The sequence below is a fragment of the Actinoplanes xinjiangensis genome (genome assembly GCF_003148685.1).
Lineage (GTDB): Bacteria > Actinomycetota > Actinomycetes > Mycobacteriales > Micromonosporaceae > Actinoplanes > Actinoplanes xinjiangensis.
The window spans coordinates 161,646-183,288 of record NZ_QGGR01000013.1 but is presented as its reverse complement, the minus strand read 5'-3'; the positions used below and the strand labels follow the sequence as shown (position 1 = coordinate 183,288).

18 protein-coding genes are annotated in these 21,643 nt (G+C 71.5%); 10 read left to right on the top strand and 8 right to left on the bottom strand.

The features are described from left to right. Positions 1-198 precede the first annotated feature (198 nt). The 3 genes from BC793_RS27645 to BC793_RS27635 are packed head-to-tail and all read right to left on the bottom strand — an operon-like array spanning position 199 to position 4,130. Positions 199-1,272 (bottom strand): LacI family DNA-binding transcriptional regulator, encoded by a 1,074-nt coding sequence (locus BC793_RS27645; protein WP_109597242.1) that lies wholly within the window; start codon positions 1,270-1,272, stop codon positions 199-201. A gap of 48 nt (positions 1,273-1,320) precedes the next feature. Beyond that, a complete protein-coding gene (locus BC793_RS27640; RefSeq protein WP_109597241.1) occupies positions 1,321-3,162 on the bottom strand; it encodes a DUF2264 domain-containing protein in 1,842 nt (613 codons plus the stop codon). Further along, entirely contained in the window at positions 3,159-4,130 is a 972-nt protein-coding gene (locus BC793_RS27635; protein ID WP_109597240.1) for a hydroxyacid dehydrogenase, read from the bottom strand. Before BC793_RS27635 ends, BC793_RS27640 begins: the two co-directional genes overlap by 4 nt. Before the next feature lie 112 nt (positions 4,131-4,242). Between BC793_RS27635 and BC793_RS27630 the strand changes: the two genes are divergently transcribed. The 4 genes from BC793_RS27630 to BC793_RS27615 are packed head-to-tail and all read left to right on the top strand — an operon-like array spanning position 4,243 to position 10,455. Further along, positions 4,243-5,205, top strand: a complete 963-nt coding sequence (locus BC793_RS27630; protein ID WP_239170366.1) for an ABC transporter permease — start codon at positions 4,243-4,245, stop codon at positions 5,203-5,205. After that, positions 5,202-6,083, top strand: coding sequence for a carbohydrate ABC transporter permease (locus tag BC793_RS27625; RefSeq protein WP_109597239.1), 882 nt, complete (start codon positions 5,202-5,204; stop codon positions 6,081-6,083). The genes BC793_RS27630 and BC793_RS27625 overlap by 4 nt, the downstream gene beginning before the upstream one ends. A gap of 9 nt (positions 6,084-6,092) precedes the next feature. After that, positions 6,093-7,721 carry an extracellular solute-binding protein gene (locus tag BC793_RS27620; protein ID WP_109597238.1) on the top strand — a complete coding sequence of 543 codons (1,629 nt, stop codon included), beginning with the start codon at positions 6,093-6,095 and terminating at the stop codon, positions 7,719-7,721. Positions 7,722-7,728: 7 nt separating this feature from the next. After that, positions 7,729-10,455 carry an exo-rhamnogalacturonan lyase family protein gene (locus BC793_RS27615; RefSeq protein ID WP_109597237.1) on the top strand — a complete coding sequence of 909 codons (2,727 nt, stop codon included), beginning with the start codon at positions 7,729-7,731 and terminating at the stop codon, positions 10,453-10,455. A 42-nt stretch (positions 10,456-10,497) separates the two neighbouring features. Here the strand turns inward: BC793_RS27615 and BC793_RS27610 are convergent, their stop codons facing one another. Continuing rightward, positions 10,498-11,481, bottom strand: coding sequence for a calcium/sodium antiporter (locus BC793_RS27610; protein ID WP_109597236.1), 984 nt, complete (start codon positions 11,479-11,481; stop codon positions 10,498-10,500). Positions 11,482-11,825: 344 nt separating this feature from the next. On the opposite strand from BC793_RS27610, the gene BC793_RS27605 reads away from it, so the two are divergent. Further along, positions 11,826-12,122 (top strand): hypothetical protein, encoded by a 297-nt coding sequence (locus tag BC793_RS27605; RefSeq protein ID WP_239170365.1) that lies wholly within the window; start codon positions 11,826-11,828, stop codon positions 12,120-12,122. Then, on the top strand, positions 12,119-12,637 hold the full coding sequence (locus tag BC793_RS27600; protein ID WP_109597235.1) for a GAF domain-containing protein: 519 nt from the start codon (positions 12,119-12,121) through the stop codon (positions 12,635-12,637). Before BC793_RS27605 ends, BC793_RS27600 begins: the two co-directional genes overlap by 4 nt. Positions 12,638-12,661: 24 nt before the next feature. Here BC793_RS27600 and BC793_RS27595 read toward each other — a convergent pair whose 3' ends face one another. Beyond that, entirely contained in the window at positions 12,662-13,915 is a 1,254-nt protein-coding gene (locus tag BC793_RS27595) for an ROK family transcriptional regulator (RefSeq protein ID WP_109597234.1), read from the bottom strand. Positions 13,916-14,060: 145 nt separating this feature from the next. Between BC793_RS27595 and BC793_RS27590 the strand changes: the two genes are divergently transcribed. After that, the gene (locus tag BC793_RS27590) at positions 14,061-15,557 is read left to right on the top strand and encodes a cellulase family glycosylhydrolase (RefSeq protein WP_109597233.1); all 1,497 of its coding nucleotides are present in this window, start codon (positions 14,061-14,063) and stop codon (positions 15,555-15,557) included. Between the two features lie 117 nt (positions 15,558-15,674). Here BC793_RS27590 and BC793_RS27585 read toward each other — a convergent pair whose 3' ends face one another. Together BC793_RS27585 and BC793_RS27580 are read right to left on the bottom strand one after the other, a co-directional pair. Then, a complete protein-coding gene (locus tag BC793_RS27585) occupies positions 15,675-16,445 on the bottom strand; it encodes a class I SAM-dependent methyltransferase (protein WP_109597232.1) in 771 nt (256 codons plus the stop codon). 65 nt (positions 16,446-16,510) lie between these two features. Then, positions 16,511-17,752: an MFS transporter gene (locus tag BC793_RS27580; RefSeq protein WP_109597231.1), complete on the bottom strand. Its 1,242-nt coding sequence runs from the start codon at positions 17,750-17,752 to the stop codon at positions 16,511-16,513. A gap of 116 nt (positions 17,753-17,868) precedes the next feature. On the opposite strand from BC793_RS27580, the gene BC793_RS27575 reads away from it, so the two are divergent. Next, positions 17,869-19,071 carry an ROK family protein gene (locus BC793_RS27575; RefSeq protein WP_109597230.1) on the top strand — a complete coding sequence of 401 codons (1,203 nt, stop codon included), beginning with the start codon at positions 17,869-17,871 and terminating at the stop codon, positions 19,069-19,071. A 108-nt stretch (positions 19,072-19,179) separates the two neighbouring features. Here the strand turns inward: BC793_RS27575 and BC793_RS27570 are convergent, their stop codons facing one another. Next, the gene (locus BC793_RS27570) at positions 19,180-19,884 is read right to left on the bottom strand and encodes a helix-turn-helix domain-containing protein (RefSeq protein WP_109597229.1); all 705 of its coding nucleotides are present in this window, start codon (positions 19,882-19,884) and stop codon (positions 19,180-19,182) included. 214 nt (positions 19,885-20,098) lie between these two features. Between BC793_RS27570 and BC793_RS27565 the strand changes: the two genes are divergently transcribed. Together BC793_RS27565 and BC793_RS27560 are read left to right on the top strand one after the other, a co-directional pair. Next, positions 20,099-21,070 (top strand): glycoside hydrolase family 113 protein, encoded by a 972-nt coding sequence (locus tag BC793_RS27565; RefSeq protein ID WP_109597228.1) that lies wholly within the window; start codon positions 20,099-20,101, stop codon positions 21,068-21,070. A 137-nt stretch (positions 21,071-21,207) separates the two neighbouring features. Further along, positions 21,208-21,564 carry a VOC family protein gene (locus BC793_RS27560; protein ID WP_109597227.1) on the top strand — a complete coding sequence of 119 codons (357 nt, stop codon included), beginning with the start codon at positions 21,208-21,210 and terminating at the stop codon, positions 21,562-21,564. Positions 21,565-21,643 lie beyond the last annotated feature (79 nt).

Genomic DNA, 21,643 nt, shown 5'->3' with positions numbered 1-21,643 from the left:
GGGGGATGTCGGCCGCCCCCGCGATCCGGAGGGCAACGGTGCGTGAAACCGTTTTACCTCTGGGATCGGAACACGGCGCACAGACGGATGTCAATGGCGCGCAAGCGTTTACCACCGGTGGGCGTACGGTCGCGGCCGGGAGCTCCGGGACGGCCTACCGGCGCGGCCCGGAGGGTCCGCGCACCGGGATGCGCGAGGTCATGACGGCGGGATCGGGCGGACCGAGTCGCGGACGACGATGTGGGTGCCGAGGACGACGTGCTGGGGCGGGGCGGTGCTGTTCTCCTCCCGCTCCAGCGCCAGGCGCACCGCGGTACGACCGAGTTCCTCGTGCGGCACGTGGACCGTGGTCAGGCCGATGTCCGCGGAGGGCGGCAGATCGTCATACCCGATCATGGAGATGTCGTCGGGGATGCGCAGGCCGCGCTCGAGCAGGGCCTGGCGGGCGCCGGCGGCGACCAGGTCGTTGGCGGCGAGCACCGCGGTGAAGTCGGGCGGTCCCGCGTCGAGGCGCCGGCGCATCATCCGGTAGCCCTCGGAGCGTTCCAGGGTGCCCTCGACCTCCAGGGCCGGGTCGTTGTCGAGGCGGAATGCGGCGAGCGCCCCGCGGTAACCGGCGATGCGGCCCTCCGAGGTGGTGTAGCCGGGCCGGTGGCCCAGGTAGAGGATACGGCGGTGCCCGGCCGACAGCAGGTGGCTGGTGGCCGCGCGGGCGCCGCCGGTGTTGTCGAACTCCACCACCACGGTCGGCAGGTCGGGGCCGAGCGGCGGGCGGCCGCAGAGCACGAGCTGCGAGCCGGCCGCCGTGAGGGCGTGCGCGTAGTCGCGCATCCGTTCCCGGTAGTCCTCGTCGTCGACGACGTTGCCGACCACGATCACCGCGTCGGCGTGGGCCTCGCGCATCAGGCGCATGGTGGCGAGCTCGCGGGCCGGGTCACCGCCGGTCGTACCGATCAGGCAGAGCCGGTCGTCCTGGGCGGCCTGGCTCTGGGCGCCCTGGGCCACGTTCGCGTAGTACGGCGAGATGACCGAGTTGACGATGATGGCGATCGTCTTGGTCGCTCCGCCGGAGAGGGCGCGGGCGTGGGCGTTGGCGACGTAGTCCAGCTCGCGGACCGCGCGCATCACCCGTTTGCGGGTGGTGGGAGCGCTGGAGTAGGTGCCGCCGAGGATGCGCGAGACGGTGGCGATCGAGACGCCGGCCGCCGCGGCGACGTCGCGGATCGTCGGGCGCCGGCCGGGCTGCTCCGGCGGTGCGGCGCGGCGTGGCATGGGCCCTCCGGCTTCGACGGCATGGATGTGAAACGCAGTGTAACCGGTTTACCTTTCTGCTGTGGGTGCTGCCGGCCGCCGCTGGAAGGACGGGGCCGGGTCCAGCGTCACCGTGGCCTGTTCACCGTCGTGCCAGCGCAGGGTCACACCCGTGCCGACCTGGGCCGAGCACGACCGGACCGGGCCGGAGGTCAGCGCGACCAGCAGGACGTACCAGCGGGTGCCGCCGGGATGCTCACCGATCAGGTACGGCGTCGCGGAGTGCTCACCGAACGCGTCGGCGCCCACCGCCTCGCGGGCCGCCGCACCGCTGAACCCGTGCAGCCCGTGTACCGCACTGCGCAGTCCGTCCGGGCGGGACACCACCACTGCGGCGCCCTCGGCCTCGACGGCCGGCGGCCGGGAGCCGGCGAGCGCGTACCCGCCGGCGCGTACCCGGTGCCCGGGTGGAGCGGTGACCTGCACGATCCGCGCCTCGAGGGGCCCGTGTACCACCGAGGCGACCACGACGCGTACCGCTCCGGTGGGCAGCACGTCCTCGTAGGAGGAGGCGGCGCACCCGTCGGCGATCATCACCCGGGAGATGCGGCGCCGCAGGGCGACGGTGCCGTCCGGAGCGAGGACGGCCACGTGGTTGTCGACCGGATCGGTGTGCGACGCCTCGTCCATCTGCGGACCGGTGTGGCTGCTGTACGCCAGCCGCAGGTACAGCGGGTCCGGCGGGACCCCGGGCCGGGCCTTGCGCGCGCGGTCGCTGCCGTGGTTGATCAGCCGCACCACGCCGTCGGACCGGGTGGACTGCACGAGCCATCCGGGTGCGGGCATCGCCTGCACCACGTCGCCGGCCGGGGGCTGCCCGGGTGCGGTCCACACCGGATGGCCGGCGGGTAGCAGCAGCCCGAGGAAGGCCTTCGACGCCCAGTACGGCGACGCGGGGCCGGAGTACGGCTGCACCACCGGCGCGAACGCACCGTGCCAGCCGAGCGGCAGCAGACCCCTCTCGTCCGGCGCCCCGCGGTCGGCGAAGTACCGCAGCGCCGCACCGGTGATCCGGCTCGTGGTGCCCGGCGACAGGGGGGTGGCGCCGACCAGGGCGCCGAGCCACAGCGGCGCGACCGTGGCGAACCGGTAGGTCAGCGAGCGGCCCTGATGCACCGGCGCCCCGTTGTCGGCGAACAGGTGCTGGTACTGGTCGAGGAAGGTGTGCAGGCGGCCGGCGTACCGGCGTGCGCGGTCGGTGTCGCCGCTCATCCGTGCCCACAGCACCGGATAGAGGTGCATGGCCCAGCCGGAGTAGTAGTCGAAGCACTGGCCGGCGCCGTCGCTGTACCAGCCGTCGCCGTGGTACCAGTCCTCGATGCGGTCCAGGGCACCGGTGATCTCACCCGGCTCGTGCGGCCCGCCGGCGTCGGCGAGGAACTGCTCGACGACGGCCTGGAACAGGATCCAGTTGTTCGGGGGCGTCCGGGCGCCGATCATGCCGGACAGCCAGTGCACGACCCGTTCCTGCTGGGCGCCGGTGAGCCGGTCGTAGAGCCAGGGGCGGGTCTCGTGCAGTGCCAGGGCGATGCTCGCGGCTTCGACCAGGGGCTGGCTCATGTCGGTCAGCGGCGGCCAGGCGTAGGGGTGTGCGGGGTCGGTGCCGGCGACGAGGCCGGCCGCGTAGCGTTCGAGGAGGGCGGGCGGTACGTCGCCACGGGCGCCGGCGATCCGGAACGCCGCCAGCAGGAACGTCCGGGCGTACCCCTCCAACCCGTCGCTCCCGGGTCCGGCGATACCGGGCCGTCCCGGCAGCCGGTATTGGGCAAAACCGTCGGTCGCGTAGGGCGTCACGGCGTCGAGCAGCCGGTCGGCCGCCGCCTCCCAGTGCGCTCGCGTCGCGCCGGTCATGCGCTCAGGGCCAGGTCGCCGGCGCTGACCGCGCCGAGCAGCGGCCGGCCGTTCAGCAGCCGGTCGATCTCGGCGGTGGCGAACTCGCCGAGCCGCCGCATCTCCCGCCCCTGTGCGCCGGCGAGGTGCGGGGTGATGTGGACGTTCGGCAGGCTGAGCAGGGGGTGTCCCGGGGGCAGCGGTTCGGGATCGGTGACGTCGAGGACGGCGGAGATGCGGCCGCCGGCGCAGTGCCGCAGGAGCGCCGCGGTGTCCACCAGGGAGCCGCGTGCCGTGTTGATCAGGACGGCGCCGTCCGGCATCAGGGCGAGGCGCCGGTCGTCGAGCAGGTGCCGGGTCTGCGGCAGGGCGGGGGCGTGCACGGTCAGCAGGTCGCTGCGGCGGCACAGTTCGTCGAGGTCGACCGGTTCGGCGCCGAGGCGGGCGGCCTGCTCGGGCGGGATCGTCGGATCGTGCAGCAGCCGGGTGACGCCGAAGTCGGTCAGGCGGGCGAGCACCATGCGGCCGATGCGCGAGGCGCCCACCACGCCGACGGTGGCGCCGAGCAGCCCGCCGGCCGGTGGCACGCCCGGCATGCGGCCGGTGGAGCCGTACTGCCGGGAGAGGGTGAGCGCCTGCTTCGCGGCGAGCACCAGCATGGCGATCGTGTACTCCGCGACCGGGACCGCGTTGGCGTCGGCGGCCGACGAGACGGTCAGGCCGCGCTGGAAGACGACCGGGTCGAGCAGTCTCTTCACCGAGCCGGCGGCGTGCACGCAGGCACGCAGCCGTGGCGCGGCACGCAGGACCGCGCCGCCGACCCGGGGACAGCCCCAGCCGGTGATCAGGATGTCGGCGTGACGCAGGGCCGTGGTCGCGGCCGGGGCGTCGAAGGTGGTCAGCGTGAGTGCCGGATCGAGATCGACGAGCCGGCAGAGCCGGTCCATGACGTCGGGCGGGAAGGCGCCGTCGCGGGCCCACGAGGCCATGGCGAAAACGGCGGTCGGTCGTGTAAACGTTTCCACCCTTGTTTACGGTACCGAGAACGTACACGCTTGTGAATCTCTTGACTCGATTCTGTAACCGTTTTAGTTTGGCACCGTGACGACACAGATCACTGTCGATGTCGCGCCGCCCGGCGTGGAGACACCGCCGCCACGGCCGCGCCGGAGCCGGGCGCGCGCCGACCGTGTGCTGCTGCTTCTGGCCGCGCCCGCCCTGCTCTACTTCCTGGTGTTCCACTACGGCTCACTGTTCGGCAACGCGCTGGCGTTCCAGGAGTACGTGCCGTTCCTGGGACTGCGCGACAGCGAATGGGTCGGCCTGGCCAACTTCCAGCGGATGGTCGACGACCCGGGCTTCTGGAGCGCCGTCGGCAACACGCTGCTCATCGCCGTACTCCAGCTGGTCTTCTTCTTCCCGGCGCCGCTCGCCCTGGCGCTGCTGCTGCACAGCATCGTCGGCGACGTGCTGCGCCGCTTCGTGCAGAGCGTCGTCTACCTGCCGCACTTCCTGTCCTGGGTGATCGTCATCGCCCTGTTCCAGCACATGCTCGGTGGCGCCGGTGTGCTCAACGGCTGGTTCTCCGACCTCGGCATCGGCGGCATCTCGATCATCGGCAATCCCGACCTGTACCGGCCGCTCGTGGTCGTCCAGCTCATCTGGAAGGAGTGCGGCTGGGCCACCATCATCTTCCTGGCCGCGCTGACCCAGGTCGACCAGCAGCTCTACGAGGCCTCGGCACTCGACGGCGCCGGCTGGGGACGGCGGCTGTGGCACGTGACGCTGCCGTCCATCCGCGCGGTCATCGTGCTGCTGCTGGTGCTGCGCCTCGGCGAGTTCCTCTCGATCGGCTTCGAGCAGTTCTTCCTGCAACGGCAGGCCGTCGGCCCGGAGGCCGGCGAGGTGCTCGACACCTTCGTCTACTTCACCGGCTTCGCCGACGGCGACTTCGGCTACGCCGCCGCCGTGGGGCTGTTCAAGGGCGTCGTCGGTGTGGCCCTCATCTACGCCGCCAACAAGATCGCGCACCGGCTCGGCGAGCAGGGGGTGTACCGGCGATGAGCACCTATCCGGCCTGGCAGGGCCGCCCCACCGCGGCAGTCCGTGTCCTCAAGGGCGCCGCGCTCGCCGTCATCGTGCTGCTGGTGCTGTTCCCGATGTGGACCGTGCTGGCCACCAGCCTCGCCGACCCGCAGGACGTCATCGCCAACGGCGGCTGGGTGATCTGGCCCCGCACCTGGTCCACCGAGGCCTACACGGCCGTCCTCAGTGGGGGCATCATCTCCCGCGCCCTGCTGGTCAGCGCCGGTGTCACCATCGCCGGCACCGCCCTGAGCCTGGCCAGCACGATCGGCCTGGCCTACACGCTCAGCCGCCCCCGGGTGTACGGCGGCCGGCCGATGCTGCTGCTGGTGCTGTTCACCTTCCTGTTCCCGCCCGGCATGGTCCCGCTGTTCCTGGTGGTCCGCGGCACCGGCCTGTTCGACCAGTACGCGGCGCTGATCCTGCCGTTCCTGGTCAACGTCTTCAATCTGGTCGTCATGCGCGGGTTCTTCCAGTCGATCCCCGGTGAGCTGCTCGACGCGGCCCGCATCGACGGGGCCGGCGAGTTCGCCATCCTGCGCCGCATCGTGCTGCCGCTGTCGAAGGCGGTCATCGCCGTCATCGGCCTGTTCTACGCGGTCGGCTACTGGAACCGGTTCTTCGAGGCGATCATCTACTTCAACGACCAGACGAAGTGGCCGATCGGCACCGTCCTGCGCCAGTACGTCACCGGTGGCGCCGCGATCGCCGAGAACAGCGGCGAGGTCGCCGGCGCCTCCCCCCAGTCCGTTCAGATGGCCGTCGTCGTCCTGGCGACCGTCCCCATCGTCTGCGTCTACCCGTTCGTGCAGCGCTACTTCGTCAAGGGCGTACTCACCGGCGCCCTCAAAGCCTAGGAAGAGGCGATGACCGTGTCGTCCCCCATCAAGCGCCGGACACTGCTCACCCTCGCCGGCGCCGGCCTGCTCAGCGGCTGCGGCGGAGGCGGCGGTGGCCGCGGCGACGTCTCCAACGCCGGCAAGGACCTCGCGCCGTGGCCCACCCACGTGCCCTTCCCGGGGCCGGCCCCGGACGCGCCCGGCGACGACACCGGCGTCCAGCCGCTCTACCTCACCTATCCGCAGAAGCTCACCCGGTCGGTCACCGACACCGTCGGCGACGGTTCGAAGGTGACCGCCATGGTCGTCACGTTCGGGGCACCACCGCGACCCGTCGAGGCCAACCAGCTCTGGCAGGCCGTCAACAAGGCACTCAACGTCGACCTCGACCTGATCGTGGTGCCCGATCCCGAGTACGGCCAGAAGATGACCACCCTGATGGCCGGCACGGACGATCTGCCCGACATCATCATGTTCACCAACCTGGCCCTGCCCAACGCGCTGGAGTTCGTGCAGGCCCGCTGCGCCGACCTGTCCGCCCACCTCAGCGGCGACGCGGTCAAGGACTATCCGAACTTGGCGAACATCCCGCCGTACGCGTGGCAGGGCATGGGCCGCGTCGGCGGCCGGATCCACGGTGTACCCCTCGAACGGCCGAAACCCGCGAACAGCCTGTTCGTCAACCGCACCGTGATGGACCGGGCCGGCATCGCGCTGGACTGGAACCGCGAGCAGTACATCGACGCCATGAAGCAACTCACCGGGCCCCGCAAGTGGGGCGTCGGCTGGTTCAAGACGCTGTTCACCGGGCTCGGGGGCATCACCTACCACGCCGGGTCGCTGGGCGCCCCGAACGGCTGGGCGGAGACCGGCGGCGCGTTCACCAGCACCATCACCACGCCGCAGTTCACCGAGGCCCTCGACGTGATGAGCCGGCTCGTCGCCGCGCGCACCCACTTCCCGGACAGCCTCACCGCCAGCTCCACCGATCTCAAGGCCCACTTCCACAACGGCGCGGTGGCGTCGATGAACGACGGCTTCGGCGCCCTCAACCTCCAGACGCTCACCTCCATCGGCAACCGCTTCGAACTCGGCCTCGGCCGCCCGTACGGTGCCGAACCCACCCCCTGGCAGGGCCCGGGGCTCTTCGGTTTCGTGGCGTTCAAGAAGGCCGACGACGCCCGCATCAAACTCCTGCTGCGGGTCGTGAACCACCTGAGCGCCCCGTTCGGCACCACCGAGTACGAACTGGCCAACTACGGCGTCGAGGGAAAACACTTCACCAGGGACGCCGACGGTGTGAAGACCCTCCCGCTCTACGACACCGAGAACAACTCGCTGCTGCCCATCAAGTACCTCGGGGTGGCTCCGTCGGTGCTCTACCTGCCGGGCTATCCGAAACAGGCGCAGGCCGCGTACGACTGGCAGCGGGCCGGCCTGCCGAAGAGCGTCGCGAATCCCGCCGTCGGACTGCGCTCGGCCACCGAGGTCGCCCGCGGCGCGCAGCTCAACCAGATCATCGGCGACGGCATCGCCGCCGTCGTCTTCGGCCGCCGCCCGCTCTCCTCGTGGCCGGAGGTCATCACCCAGTGGAAGAAGGCCGGCGGCGACCGCGCCGCCGAAGAACTCGCCAAAGAGAAGCAGGCCACCCGATAGGAGCCGGATGTCTCCCCTCTCCCGACGTACCCTGTTGCGCGGCACGGCCACCGGTGCCGCCGCGGGGCTCCTCGGTACCGCGCACTCCCCCGCCACCGCGCACGCCGCGCCCGGACCCGTCACCCTCGCCCCGGCCCCCGACGAGATCCCGTTGACCTGGCTGGAGGAGATCACTCCCGGCGTGCTCGCCGCCGGCACCACCTTCGGCGTGCCCTGGCCGAAGGGCACCGTCGACCGCGACCAGACGTTCGCCCTGTCCACCGCCGACGGCACCCCGGTACCGGTACAGACCTGGGCCACCGGATTCTGGCCGGACGGCTCCCTGAAATGGTCGGCCCACGCGATCGGCGCCGGCGTTCCCGCGGCACCGCGATACCGGCTCGCCCTCGGCACCGCCGCGGTACCGTCCACCGCGGTGACGGTCGCCGACAGCCGGGACCGGGTCGTCGTCGACACCGGTGCCATCACCTGTGTCCTACCGAAGAAGGGCGCCGCGCTGGTACGCAGCATCAGCCGCGGCGGCACCGTCATCGCCCGCGACGGTGAACTCGTCTGCCTGCGCGGCGACGACGCGGTCGACGACGAGGAGGGCGGCGTCCGGCGCGACCGGTTCACCGGCCAGGTCGAGACCGTGACGGTCGAGCAACGCGGTCCGGTCCGGGCCGTCGTCCGTCTTCGCGGCAGACACCGCAGGGGTACGCGCCGCTGGCTCCCCTTCGACGTACGTTTCTACTTCTACGCCGGCAGCGACGGCATCCGTGTCGTGCACTCGTTCGTCTACGACGGCAACGCGAAGAAGGACTTCATCGCCGGGCTCGGACTGCGGTTCCAGGTGCCGATGCGCGACGAGCCGCACGACCGGCACGTCCGGTTCGCCGGGACCGGTGACGGCGTGCTCGCCGAGGCGGTCCGCGGGATCACCGGCCTGCGCCGTGACCCCGGTGCCGCCGTTCGGGCCGCCCAGGTGGCCGGCACGCCCACCCCGCCGCCGTCCACGTGGGACACCCGGGTGACGAGCCGCCTTCAGTACATCCCCACGTTCGGTGACTACACCCTGCGGCAGCTCTCCGCCGACGGGTTCCAGATCCGCAAACGCACCCGCCCCGGACACGGCTGGATCCCGGTCGACGCCGGCACCCGCGCCGGAGGTCTGGCCTACGTCGGCGGCCCGGGCGGCGGTCTCGCGCTCGGGATGCGCAACTTCTGGCAGCTGCACCCGGCCCAGCTCGACATCCGCAACGCCGCCACCGACACCGCGCAGGCCACGATCTGGTGGTGGGCACCCGACGCGCCGCCGATGGACCTGCGCTTCTATCACGACGGCATGGGCCAGGACACCTACCCGGAACAGCTGGAAGGCCTGGAGATCACGTACGAGGACTACGAGCCGGGCTTCGGCTCCCCGTACGGCGTCGCCCGCACCACCGAGCTGATGATCTGGGCGCTGGAGGCCACCCCGCCGGCGACCGCCTTCGCCGCCATGACCGAGGCGGTACGCGTCCCGCCACTGCTCGTCGCCGCGCCCCAGCACCTGCACGCCGCCGGGGTCTTCGGCGACTGGACGCCGGCCGACCGCTCCACTCCGGCGCGCACCGAGATCGAGGACCGCCTCGACTTCCTCTTCGACCACCACCGCAAGGAGGTCGAGCAACGCTCCTGGTACGGCTTCTGGGACTACGGCGACATCATGCACAGCTACGACCCGGACCGGCACGTGTGGCGTTACGACGTCGGCGGGTACGCCTGGGACAACTCCGAACTCTCCACCGACCTGTGGCTCTGGTACCACTACCTGCGCACCGGCCGGGCGGAGGCGTTCCGCTTCGCCGAGGCGATGACCCGCCACACCGGCGAGGTCGACGTCTACCACCTCGGCAGGTACCGCGATCTGGGCACCCGACACGGCGTGCAGCACTGGGCCGACAGCGCCAAACAGGTGCGCATCAGCAACGCCGGCTACCGCCGCATCTACTACTTCCTGACCGCCGACGAACGCGTCGGCGACCTGATGCGCGACCTGGTCGACTCGGACCGGACGTTCCTCGTCCTCGACCCGATCCGCAAGATCCGCACCGGGCCGTACACCCCGGACCCGCACGCACTCGGCGTGGGCACCGGCACCGACTGGGGCTCGATGGCGCTGGCCTGGCTCACCGAATGGGAACGCGGCGGCGACCCGATCGCCCGCGAGAAGCTACTCAACGGCGCCCGTACCATCGCCGCCATGCCCCACGGCTTCCTCCAGGGCAGCGGCCTGTACGACCTGGCCGACGGCACGTTCGCCCCGGCCGCACCGGCGGTCAGCGTCGGCTCCCTGGGTGCCGTCTTCGGCCTGGTGGAATTGTGCAGTGAGTTGATCGGCCTGACCGGGGACCCCGCCCTGACCGCCGCATGGCTGCAATACTGCCGCCTCTACAACGGCACCGCCGCCGAACAGATCGCCGAGACCGGCCAGTCGTTCGGCAGCCTGAACCTGCGCCAGGCCCACTCCCGCCTGACCGCGTACGCGGCCGCGAAGCTCGGCGACACGGCGCTGGCCGACCGTGCCTGGCGCGAGTTCCACACCGGACATGCCGGCTATCCGCGCACCATGTCGTTCCAAGCCACCCGGGTGCAGGGGCCCGGGGTCCTCAAACCGATCGACGAGGCGGCGGCCCTGTCGGCCAACGCCTCCGCCCAGTACGGCCTGGCCGCGATCCAGTGTCTCGCCCTCGTCGGGCATCGCCTCAGCTGAAACAGGCCTCCCTTCCGGGATCCGGTGATCGCCGGGTCCGGCTCACAGCGACAGCACCAGCGGCATGCTCGCCAGGTATGTCGCGAGCAGCACCGCGCCCTCCCCGCGGGTCAGGACCAGCCCACGCCCCAACAGGCCCCAGGCGAGGACGGTGGTCACGACCATGACCAGCAGCAGGCCGCTCGCAGCCGGGACGGGGCCCGGGGCGGCGAACCCGATCACCGCGCCGCCGAGCAGGCTGTTGAACAGGTTCGACCCGAACAGGTTCCCGACCACCAGATCCGACTCGCCGCGCCGCTGCGCCTGAACGGTGGTCACCAATTCCGGCAGGGACGTACCGAGCGCGACCAGCGTGAATCCGATGATCAACGACGGCACGCCCAGTGCGGTGGCGATCGATGAGGCGTTGACGACCAGCAACTGTGCGCCGGCCAGGACGCCGGCCAGGCCGAGCAGGGCCCGGACCGGCTCGCGCCAGGCGGCCGTTCGGCGACCGCCGCCGGAGTGCGTCGTGGCGGGTTCGGTCACACCGTCGCCGGCGACGTACTCCCTGGTCTCCTCGGCCAGTTCGGTGTTACGGCCCTGCCCGGCCCACCGCACCAGCAGCCACAGGGTGCCGACGGCGGCGGCCAGGAGGGCGACAGCGGCGATCACCGTGAGCCCGGCCCAGGCCGCCGCGGCGAACAGGACCACCCCGGCGACGGCGAGGGGCACCTCGCGGCGGATGACCGTCGAGGCGACCGCGACCTTGGCGATGAGCGCGGCGACGCCCAGGATGAGGGTGAGGTTGAGAATGTTGGAGCCGGTGATGTTGCCCAGGGCGATCCCCGTGTCGCCACGGGCCGCCGCCAGGCCCGACACGAGGAACTCCGGCGCGGAGGTGCCCAGGCCGATCACCACGACGCCGACGACGACCGGGCTGATGCGCAGGCGGGCGGCCATCCGGGACGAGCCCAGAACGAGGTGGTCGGCGGCCACGGTGAGCAGCACCAGACCGGCGACGGCGAGCAGAATTGAAATGATCATGGTGGCTCCCGGAAGACGGCGGCGAACAGCGTCATGCCGACCAGACTTCCCGGCGCACCGGCGCTCACCGTAGCGCACGCGCGCACGCACCGTGGCCCACGTCCCCCCACGTCGCCGCCCCGTCGACGCGGGCCCGTCCGCCGTCGGCGGCACCGGCACCCGCGCCCGTCCGGCCGGGCGGCGGTGCCGCCACGGGCCACCCCGAATTCACGGCACAGCGGCTCAGCAGAACCATGCCGGAGCCGATCGGGAGAGTGCGGGCCGTCGATCGGCAGTTCCCGCCACCGACCTCGCACCGACCGCCCGCAACGAACCGGTGTCGGTGCCGTCTTCTTGGAGATCGCGTGACCTCACCACCGTCAGACAGCGTCGTCTACGGCCTGCGACGCCCCACCATGACCGACGCCCGCGAGGCCATGCACCGCGTGCACGGCCACACCGGCCGCTCGACCTGGGCCCGGCTGATCGCCGCGGCCCACCTCACCGGGGAAGAGACCGACGAACCGGCCCTGCTGCGCCTGCTCGAAGCGATGACGACCCTCGACCCGGTCAGCAGGCTGTGCGCCCAGGCCCTACGGATCCGGATGACCTCGTACACCGAACTCGCCGCCGCTCACGCCATCACCGGGAGCACCGCATGACCGCCATGACGAACACCGAACTCTTCGACCGGCTGGGCGAACCGGGTCGGATGCAACGTCTCGCCGGGTACGACCTGTTCCACCCCGGTCTGCGTACCGACCTGGACCGCATCGCCGCCCACAGCGCCGGCCGGCTGCACGCACCCGTGTCGATGGTGTCGATCCTGCTCGACAGCGCACAGCTCGTCATCGGCCGGCACGGCCTCCCGGACACCGGCACCGAGATCGACGGGACCCCGGCGGAATGGTCGCTGTGCACCCGGACCGTTCTCGCCGGCAGGTCGTACCGCGTCACCGACAACACCACCGATCCGCTGCACGCGGACAATCCCATCCTCGCCATGGCGGGCCTGCGCAGTTACGCCGGAGTGCCATTGATCGACGACAGCGGCCATGTCCTCGGGGCGCACTGCGTCGTCGACGTCACCCCACGGCACTTCAGCGAAGCGGAGATCGCCGTTCTCGACGAGGGCGCCGCCGACGTCATGCGGGCCCTGCGGCAGCACCTCGTGTAGGAAACCTTGGCGACCGCCGCCGCCTCACCGGGAGATCGTCGCCCGGCTCGCGACGGTGCCGCGCGGTTCGGTGGGCCGGTTGCCGGCAAGTTCGCTCTGCAGCACGAGCACGGCTCCACCGATCGCCGCCGCGTCCGAGCCGCTGACCGACAGCACGACCCGCACCGGATGTGCCCGGCGGGCGAAACTGCGCCGGTTCACCTCCTGCTGGAGCCGGGTCCGGTAGATCGGGCCCGCCACGGCGAAGCTGGGCCCGGCGAGAACGATGGTGTCCAGGTCGAACAGGGCGGTGATGGTCACCGCGGCGTGACCCAGATACCGCGCCGACTGGTCGATGAGGTGCCGCGCCTGCGTGTCGCCGCCGTTCGCGGCGGCCGCGATGCGGGTGAAGCCGGTGAGGAAGTCCGTGCCGTCCGGGTCGAGCGCCAACCGGCCGGCGAGCGCGGGGATCGCCAGCGCCTGCCGGACCACGACCGCCGGCCCCGCGTAGTTCTCCAGGCAGCCGCGGTTGCCGCAGGGGCACTCGTCCCCGTGGACGTCGACGGAGATGTGGCCGATCTCCACGCTGTTGGAGGAACTGCCGCGGTACACCTCGCCGGCCACGACGACGCCGCCACCGATCCCGGTGGACATGTAGAGACAGCCGTAGGTGCTTCGTGGGTCGACCGCGCCCAGCCAGTACTCGCCGATCGCGGCGGCGGCGGCGTCGTTGTCGAGCAGGACGGGCACGCCGAGGATCTCGGCGAGCCGGGGGCCGACCGGGTAGCCGTACCACGTGCCGGTGGGTTGCGGGGTCAGCAGCCGGCCGGCGGGCCGGTCCTGCGGGCCGTGGCTGACCAAACCGATGCCGAGCACCCGGTCACGCGCGACGCCCGCCGTGTCCAGGAGGGCGGTCACCCGGTCGGCCAGGAACGGCAGTGCCTGTTCCGGCGGCATCTGCGCGGTGCCGTGGAACGAGGTCCGGCCGACCTGGCGCCCCGTCAGGTCGATCACCACGATGACGCAGGCGTTGCGTTCGAGCAGCACCCCGACGCTGTACCGGGCGGCCGGGTTCAGCCGCAGCAGCGTCGGTGGCTTGCCGCCGGTCGACGCGCCCCGCCCCGCCTCGACGACCAGCCCTTCGAGGATCAGGTCGCGGACCACGTCGGAGATCGTCGGCGGGGTCAGGCCGGAGGAGGTGGCGAGTTCGACGCGGCTGATCGTGCCGGCGGCCCTGATCAGGTCGAGCACCATCCGGCGTGTCTTCGACCTGCTGCCCCAGACCGGGCTGGTCGGCATGCACCCTCCCCGTCCGGAACCTCTGCCTCCCGGTCACCCTACGGGGCTCCCCCGCGGACTGGTCCATTGACTTTGGTAGATAGCTTACCTAAGTTGGCGGGAGCGCTCCCATATCGACATCCTTCAACGTGCCGGAGGTCGGCCGATGAGACTTCGACGCATACTGCCCGCCGCCGGCGCCGCCGCGGCCCTCGTGGCGGGCACCGTGGCCACGGCCACCCTCCCCGCGGCGGCCGACACCACCGGATGCTCGGTCACCTACACGGTGCAGAGCCAGTGGACCGGCGGATTCACCGCGAACGTCGGCATCACGAATCTCGGATCGGCCATCACCGGCTGGACGCTGGCCTTCGACTTCCCGGACACCGGGCAGAAGGTCACGCAGGGCTGGAGCGCCTCCTGGGAGCAGTCCGGCACCCGCGTCACGGCGGCCGGTGCGAGCTGGAACGGATCGCTCGGCACGGGTGCGTCCACCTCGATCGGCTTCCTCGGCGCGTGGAGCGGGACGAACCCGCAACCGGCCTCCTTCACCCTCAACGGCGCCCCGTGTACGGGCTCGGTGAACCCGTCACCGTCGCAGTCACCGTCCGTCCCGCCGAGCACGCCGCCGGCCGAGGGACCCGCCCCGGAGCTCAAGGTTTCGGGCAACCGGATCGTCACCACGGACGGCCGGGCCTACCGGCTGCTCGGCGTGAGCCGCTCCAGCGGCGAGTTCGCCTGCGTGCAGGGCAAGGGACTCTGGGACTCCGGTCCGGTCGATCAGGCGTCGGTCGACGCGATGAAGACCTGGAACATCCGCACCGTACGCCTCCCGCTGAACGAGGAGTGCTGGCTGGGCGTCAACGGCTCCCCCAGCGGCGCCGAATACCAGCGCGGCGTCAAGGACTACGTGGACCTGCTGGTCGCCAACGGCATCAACGTCATCCTCGACCTGCACTGGACGTGGGGCGCCTACGCCACGGGCCCGGACTGGCACTGCACCGACGAGCACGCGACCTGCCAGAAGCCGGTACCCGACGCCCGATACGCCCCGCAGTTCTGGACCGGTGTGGCGAGCACGTTCAAGGGCAACGACGCGGTCGTCTTCGACCTGTTCAACGAGCCGTATCCGGAGATCGCCGACAACTGGAACAAGACGTCCGGCTGGCAGTGCCTGCGCGACGGCGGCACCTGCCCCGGCCTCGACTACGAGGTGGCCGGCATGCAGGATCTGGTCGACGCGGTCCGCGCCACCGGCGCCACCAACATGCTGATGGTCGGCGGCCTCGAATGGACCAACGACATGCGGGAATGGCTGACCCACAAGCCGGTCGACCCGCTCGGCAACATCGTCGCCTCGTGGCACGCGTACAGCTTCAACGCCTGCGCGAACGAATCGTGCTGGGACACCCAGATCGCTCCGCTGGCGCAACAGGTACCGGTGGTCGTCGGTGAGTTCGGCCAGGACGACTGCGCCTTCGACTACATGCAGCGGCTGGTGAACTGGGCCGACGCCCACGACATGGGGTATCTCGCCTGGACCTGGAACCCGTGGGGCTGCACCGGCGGCGCCGTACTCATCAAGGACTGGTCCGGCACACCCGAACCCGGCGTCGGTGAGGGCTACAAGGCCCACCTGCTGACCCAGAGCCCGTACCTCTGACCGGCGGGACCGTCTGTCTCAGGTCGGCGGCGGTGCGGTCGATGACCGCACCGCCGCCGCATCCTGCCGGCGTGGAGAACGCCGGGATCCCGGCCGGCCGGAAGCCTGCTGTGATGGTCAAAGCGGTCCCTGACCCGGCGGAGGCCGCGGCGGCGCACGGAAGACGACGAGATCCAGCCGATCGACGATCGGTGCGGCGATGCGCCCACGATCAGCGTCTCTCCGCAGAGCCGAGAGCCCTTCCTCGAACGCCTGGTCCGGCAGTTCGGCGAGAGGACTCAGTGACCGGGTCTGCACCTTCTCCACCAATTCGCCGGCGTTCTCAGCGAAGATCTGCTCGACCTGGACGTGGTCGACCATCGCGAAATCCGCGTCGTTCAGCACGCCGGTCACCCGCTCCAACGTGAGACGCGCCGCGCTGCCCTCCGCCCACGCGAGCGGGAAGTATCCGTACAGCACAAGGTCCTGCACCGGCCCGAAGGCTCCACGGATCAACAGGTGACCCGATGGCCGCACGACATGACGCAGACCGGCAGCGAACGCCGGCAGGTCTCTCACATGATGGAGGACCTGGGAAGCCCACACCGCGTCGAAGGCGCCGGCGACGAAAGGCATCGCCTCAGCGGCACCGCCGACCACCACGGCGCGCGGGAAGGTCGAGCGGAAGGTCGCTCGCATGGCTGCCGACGGCTCACAGGCGACGACGCCTGCACCGCGGAACCGGGCGAGGGCGTCGCTGAACCTCCCCGTACCGGCACCGAGGTCGAGGATCCGACCGCCGGCCCGGGGCAGGTACGGGCCGGCGGCGGCCATCCACTTCTCGACGTCCTGGGGACGAAGACTTCGGCCGCGATCGTAGTCGGCCGCCATCCGTGGTCCGTACGTCATCGGCTCGTCCCCGCTCCCCGGCCCGATCCAGGCCCCTCACCCGAACCGACAGAGCGTACCGACGGTCATCGATTTCCGGCGGTCATCTCGTCAGACTGAGCGCCGGGCCGGGGACCGTCGGTTTCCGGCACCCGGGTCGTGAGCAGCCGTCGCATGGTGAGCGGCCCGGCCAGGGCGATGAAGACCGCCAGTGTGGCCGGGATCAGAAGACCGGCGGTCAGGTTCGTCGCCTCGGCGAGGTAGCCGATCGCGGCAGGGCCGGCCAGCAGGCCGGCGGAGCCGGAGATCGAGATCAGTGCGACGTTCGAGGGCGGGCCGCCCGCTTGGCCGACGGCGCTGAACAGCACGGGCACGATCACCGCGATGCCGGAGCCGGCGAGAATCCAGCCGGCCCAGGCGAGGGGCAGTCCACCGGCTGCCGCCGAGGACAGGACGAGGGCGTAGCCGGCGGTGGCGAGGGTGCCCGCGGCCAGCAGGGTGCGGGCGGGGCCGAGCCTGGCCCGGATCGGGTCGCCCAGCAGGCGGAAGATCGTCATGGCGACGGCGAAGACGGTGTACGACAGTGGCGCGAGCGCGTCGTCGGCGTCCAGCACCCGGGCGGCGTGCAGGTTGGCCCAGTCGACCGCGCCGGATTCGACGAGGTGCCCGCCGAGCCCCAGGACGAACATCGCACCGAGGACGAGCCCGCCGATCCGGACCGGGCCGCCCGGCGTACCGGTGCTGTCGGCGGTCGCCTGCCCGGGCGGCGGCAGCAGTGGACGGGTGAAGGCCGCGAAGACCGCGGCACTGGCCAGGGCGGCGATGACCAGCATGGCCTGGTTGCCCAGCCCGAGGGTGAGGCCGACCGAGGTGAGCGCTCCCGCCGCGGCGCCGCCCAGGCTCCAGAAACCGTGGAACGACGAGATGATCGGCCGCCGGTAGTACCGCTCGAGCTCGACGGAGTGTGCGTTGAGGCCGACCTCGACGAAGCCGACGCCGATCCCGTAGATCGCGCCGCAGACCAGCAGGGTCTCGTAGCTCGGGGCGAGGGCGGGGGCGACGAGGACCAGCTGGGTGGCCGGCCCGGTCCAGCGCAGCAGGCTCCGGCTGGTGATCCGGTCGGCGATCTTCCCGGCGGCCAGCATGGTCACCAGTCCGACGACCTGGATGAGCAGCAGAACGGTGCCCAGGCGTGCCTCACCGAGGTCGAGGCGGCGGTCGACGGACGGCAGCGCGGCCGCCCACGCGCCCATCACGAAGCCCGAGGTGGCGAAGGTGCCGAAGACGCCGGTACGGGCACGGCGCAGGACGGCGGTGTCAGGAGGCATGTCTTTCCTTGGCTCAGGATTATGTTCTCGTCTCGAACATAAGACGGGCGTACGTGCCGGTCAAGCTTTTGTTTTCGGCGAGGACAAAATCTGCCATAATCGTCGCCGTGGTACCGATGACGACCAGTGCCGATCTGCGCATCCACAACCTGGTGAGGTTGCTGCGCGCCGTGCACGACGCTGACGAGCCGCTCACCCGCGCCGGGGTGGCCCGGCTGCTGGGCATCGGCCGCAACACCGCCGCCGCGCTCGTCGGAGAGCTCGAGGCGGCCGCGCTGCTGCACGAGGTCCCGGCCGGAGCCACCGGACGCGGGCGGCCGACGACCTCGTTACTGCCGCACCCCGACGGCCCGGTCGCCATCGCCGCCGACCTCCGCGAGGACACCTGGACCCTGGCCCGCATCGAGGTGGGCGGGCGGCTCACCGAGCTGGCGTCCGGTGAGCACGACCGCACCCCGGCGGTGTTCGCCGAGATCCGTGCGGCCACCCGGCGCCACGCCGGTGACCGGCTCGCCGCGCTCGGTGTCGCCGTGGCCGGGCCGGTCCGCCACGGCCGCCGCCTGCACATCTCCCACCTGGACTGGGACGACGTCGACCTGGCCGAGCACGTCGGCGACGAGTGGCCCACCACGGTGGACAACGACGCCAGGCTCGCCGGGCTCGCCGAGGCCCGGCGCGGCGCCCTGCGCGGGGCCGGGACCGCGCTGCACTTCCACATCGACTTCGACATCGGCGGGACCCTGCTGCTGGGCGGGGACGCGCAGCGCGGTGCCGGCAACATCGCCGGCGAGTTCGGGCACATGCCGCTGACCGGTTCCCCGCTGTGGTGCAGGTGCGGCGTTCAAGGGTGCTGGAGCCTGCAGGTCGGCACCAACGCGTTGCTGCGTCACGTGGGGCAGGAAGCCGGTCACGGTCGCGGCCGGGAGGCGGGACGCGAGATCCTGGCCCGCGCCGAGGCCGGCGACGCCCGGGCCGGACGGGCTGTCGACGACAACGCGGCAGCACTGGGGCACGGACTCGGCGCGCTGGCCAACGCCCTGGACCCCGAGGTGATCACGCTTTCCGGGCTCGGCGTGGAGCTGCTCCGGCTGCGCCGTGACCTGATCGAACGGTCCTGCGCGGAGAAGCTGATGCGGTTCCGCCGTGCCGAACCACCGAGCATCCTGGCGGGCACCGTCGGGGAGGCGAGCCCGCTGCGCGGGGCGGCCGAACTCGCCTTCGACACCATCCTGACCCCTGCCTGGCTACAGGCCCGGTTACCAGCCCGGCCGCCCGCGGGGGCATCGGCACGGGCGTCGATGACCGCGCGCCGACCGTAACCGCGGGCCCGCCCATCGCGGCTCGTCGACCTCTTCGATCGGCGGGACCGCCTATCCGACCGTCGCGGGTATTCGCCCCCTGAGCTTTCGTCGCCACGATGCGCGGCCTCAATCGCCGCCCGCGGGCACCCGGTGCTGTTCCGCGAACCGGATGATGGTGTCACCCAGCTGTTCGAGGAACCGGCCCGCCGAGGCCAGCCGGGCCCCGGCGGCGGTGCCCTCCCCCAGGATGCCGGCGCCGCGCAGCACGGTCGCGGCCAGTCGCTGGTTGGCGCGGACGCTGACGACAGCGGACCGGACACCCGCGTCCTCGTCGAGAAAGTACCGATGACGCCGGCTCCTGCCGTCGCGGCTGCGGCGGATCAGCCCGTGCTGTTCCAGCAGTCCGACCGCGAGCGAGACCGTCGCCGGGCTGACCCGCAGCTGCCCGGTCAGCTCGGCGGTGGTGGCGCTGCCGGTCTCCGCGGTGAACAGGCAGGCCAGCACTCTGGCCGCGGTGCGCGGCATGCCGGTGTCGACCAGTACCGCGGTGAGATCGGTGACCAGGGCGATCCGCGCGTCCGGATCGGGGCCGGCGGCGGCATCGGGTGCGTCCCGGGCGGGGGCGGGCGGCCGGCGCCGGGCGCGACGGACGGTGGCCAACTGCGCCAACTCCGCGCTGTAGCGGCCCGGCCCGCCGTTGCGGGCCACCTCACGGCTGACCGTCGAGGTCGGGCGGCCGAGCTCGCCGGCGATCTCCGCGAAGTCGCGTCCCCGCGCCAGACCGGCGGCGATCCGCTGCCGGTCGGTGCCGGTCAGCCTGCGTCCGGGCATGCCGTGCGTCCTTCCCTACGGTCCGCCGGCCGCCAGTATGGGCGCCGGTCGCTACCCGTTGCAACGCGCGTGCTTTCACCCGGATCGTCATTGCAATCACGAGTGCGCCGGTGAACTGCGGAGACATCGATTTCCCCCGTCCGCCGGGGTGGACCGGGTTTCGCCTTCTTCCTAATGTTCCGTCTGCGGTTCGACAACCCGAGAAGGAGCATTCGTGCGCGCCAAGGGCATCACCTACGACACCGGATTCACGCCCGGCGGACGGAACACCCGGCCCGGCCTCCACCCGGGCGCAGTCAGGCGGGAGATGCGGATCATCGCCGACGACCTGCACTGCGACGCCGTCCGGATCACCGGCGGCGATCCCGAACGACTGTCGGTCGCGGCCGGGTACGCCGCCGACGCCGGGCTGGAGGTCTGGTTCTCCCCGTTCCCCTGCGAGCAGACCGCCGAGGAGCTGCTGCCGTACTTCGCCGACTGCGCCGACCGGGCCGAGGCCGCCGGCGCCGCGGTCTTCGTCGCCGGATGCGAAATCAGCCTCTTCAACGCGGGCTTCCTCCCCGGAGCCGACACCTTCGCCCGGATCAGGTCCCTGGCCGGTGGCGAACCCGAGGCGGTGGGCCGGCTCGCGGACGCCTCAGCCGCCCTGAACGTGCTGCTCGCCGACACTGCGGCGACCGTACGCCGACGGTTCCGGGGCAGGATCACCTATGCCTCCGGAACCTGGGAGGAGCTCGACTGGGCGCCCTTCGACATCGTGGGCGTCGACGCCTACGTCGATCCCGACGACCCCGGTTTCCGGCCGGCCGTGCAGCAGTTCCTTCGGCACGGCAAACCGCTCGCGGTGACCGAGTTCGGCTGCTGCACGTACCGGGGCGCGGCGGCCCGGGGCGGCATGGGCTGGGACATCGTCGATCACGACGCCGACCCGCCCCGGATTCCCGGCGACCACGTCCGCGACGAGGAGGAGCCGGCCCGCTACCTCCGCCGCCTGATCGGCGCCTTCGACCGGGAGGGCGTGGACACCGCGTTCTGGTTCACGTTCGCGAGCTACCTCAGCCCGCACCACCCGGATCCGCATCTGGACCTCGACATGGCCGGATTCGGAGTCTGCAAGGTGACGGCCGACGGTCGCCTCGAACCGAAGCGGGCCTTCCACACCATGGCAGAGCTGTACGCCAAGTAGCGGTCCCCTGCCCGGCTGCCGATCAACCCATCGTTCGTTCCGGGGGTGGCGTCACCGTCATGAGAACTTCTGCGTAGCGTGCTGTCATGAGTGGCGGACCGGCTCGCTTCGGTGGGTGAGCAGATGTCGAGTTGGCGATGGTTCTGGACTGTTCCGACCTGGAGCGGTCGGCGACCTTCTGGTGCGGTGTGCTCGGATATCACGCGGAGCCTGCTTCGCCGGGGCGCTATCAGAGCTTGATACCGGCCGACGGCAACGGCGTCGAGCTGCTGCTGCAACAGGTGGCGGAGCCGAAGGTGACGAAGAACCGGATGCATCTCGATCTGCGCGTCCCGGACCTGGAGAGCGAGACGGCCAGGGTGGTCGCGCTCGGCGCCCGGCGCGAGACCGACGAGCCGATCGAGGAGTTCGGGTGGAGCTGGCATGTGTTCGCCGACCCGGACGGCAATGAGTTCTGCGTGCTTCAGCCACCGAAGGACCACGGCACCGATTGAGTTCCGAAGGTCGCCCGTCTTCGCCGCGGTACTGACCCGCGTCGGCGCTGGGAAGCGGCTGAGAGCGGCTCAGTCAGTT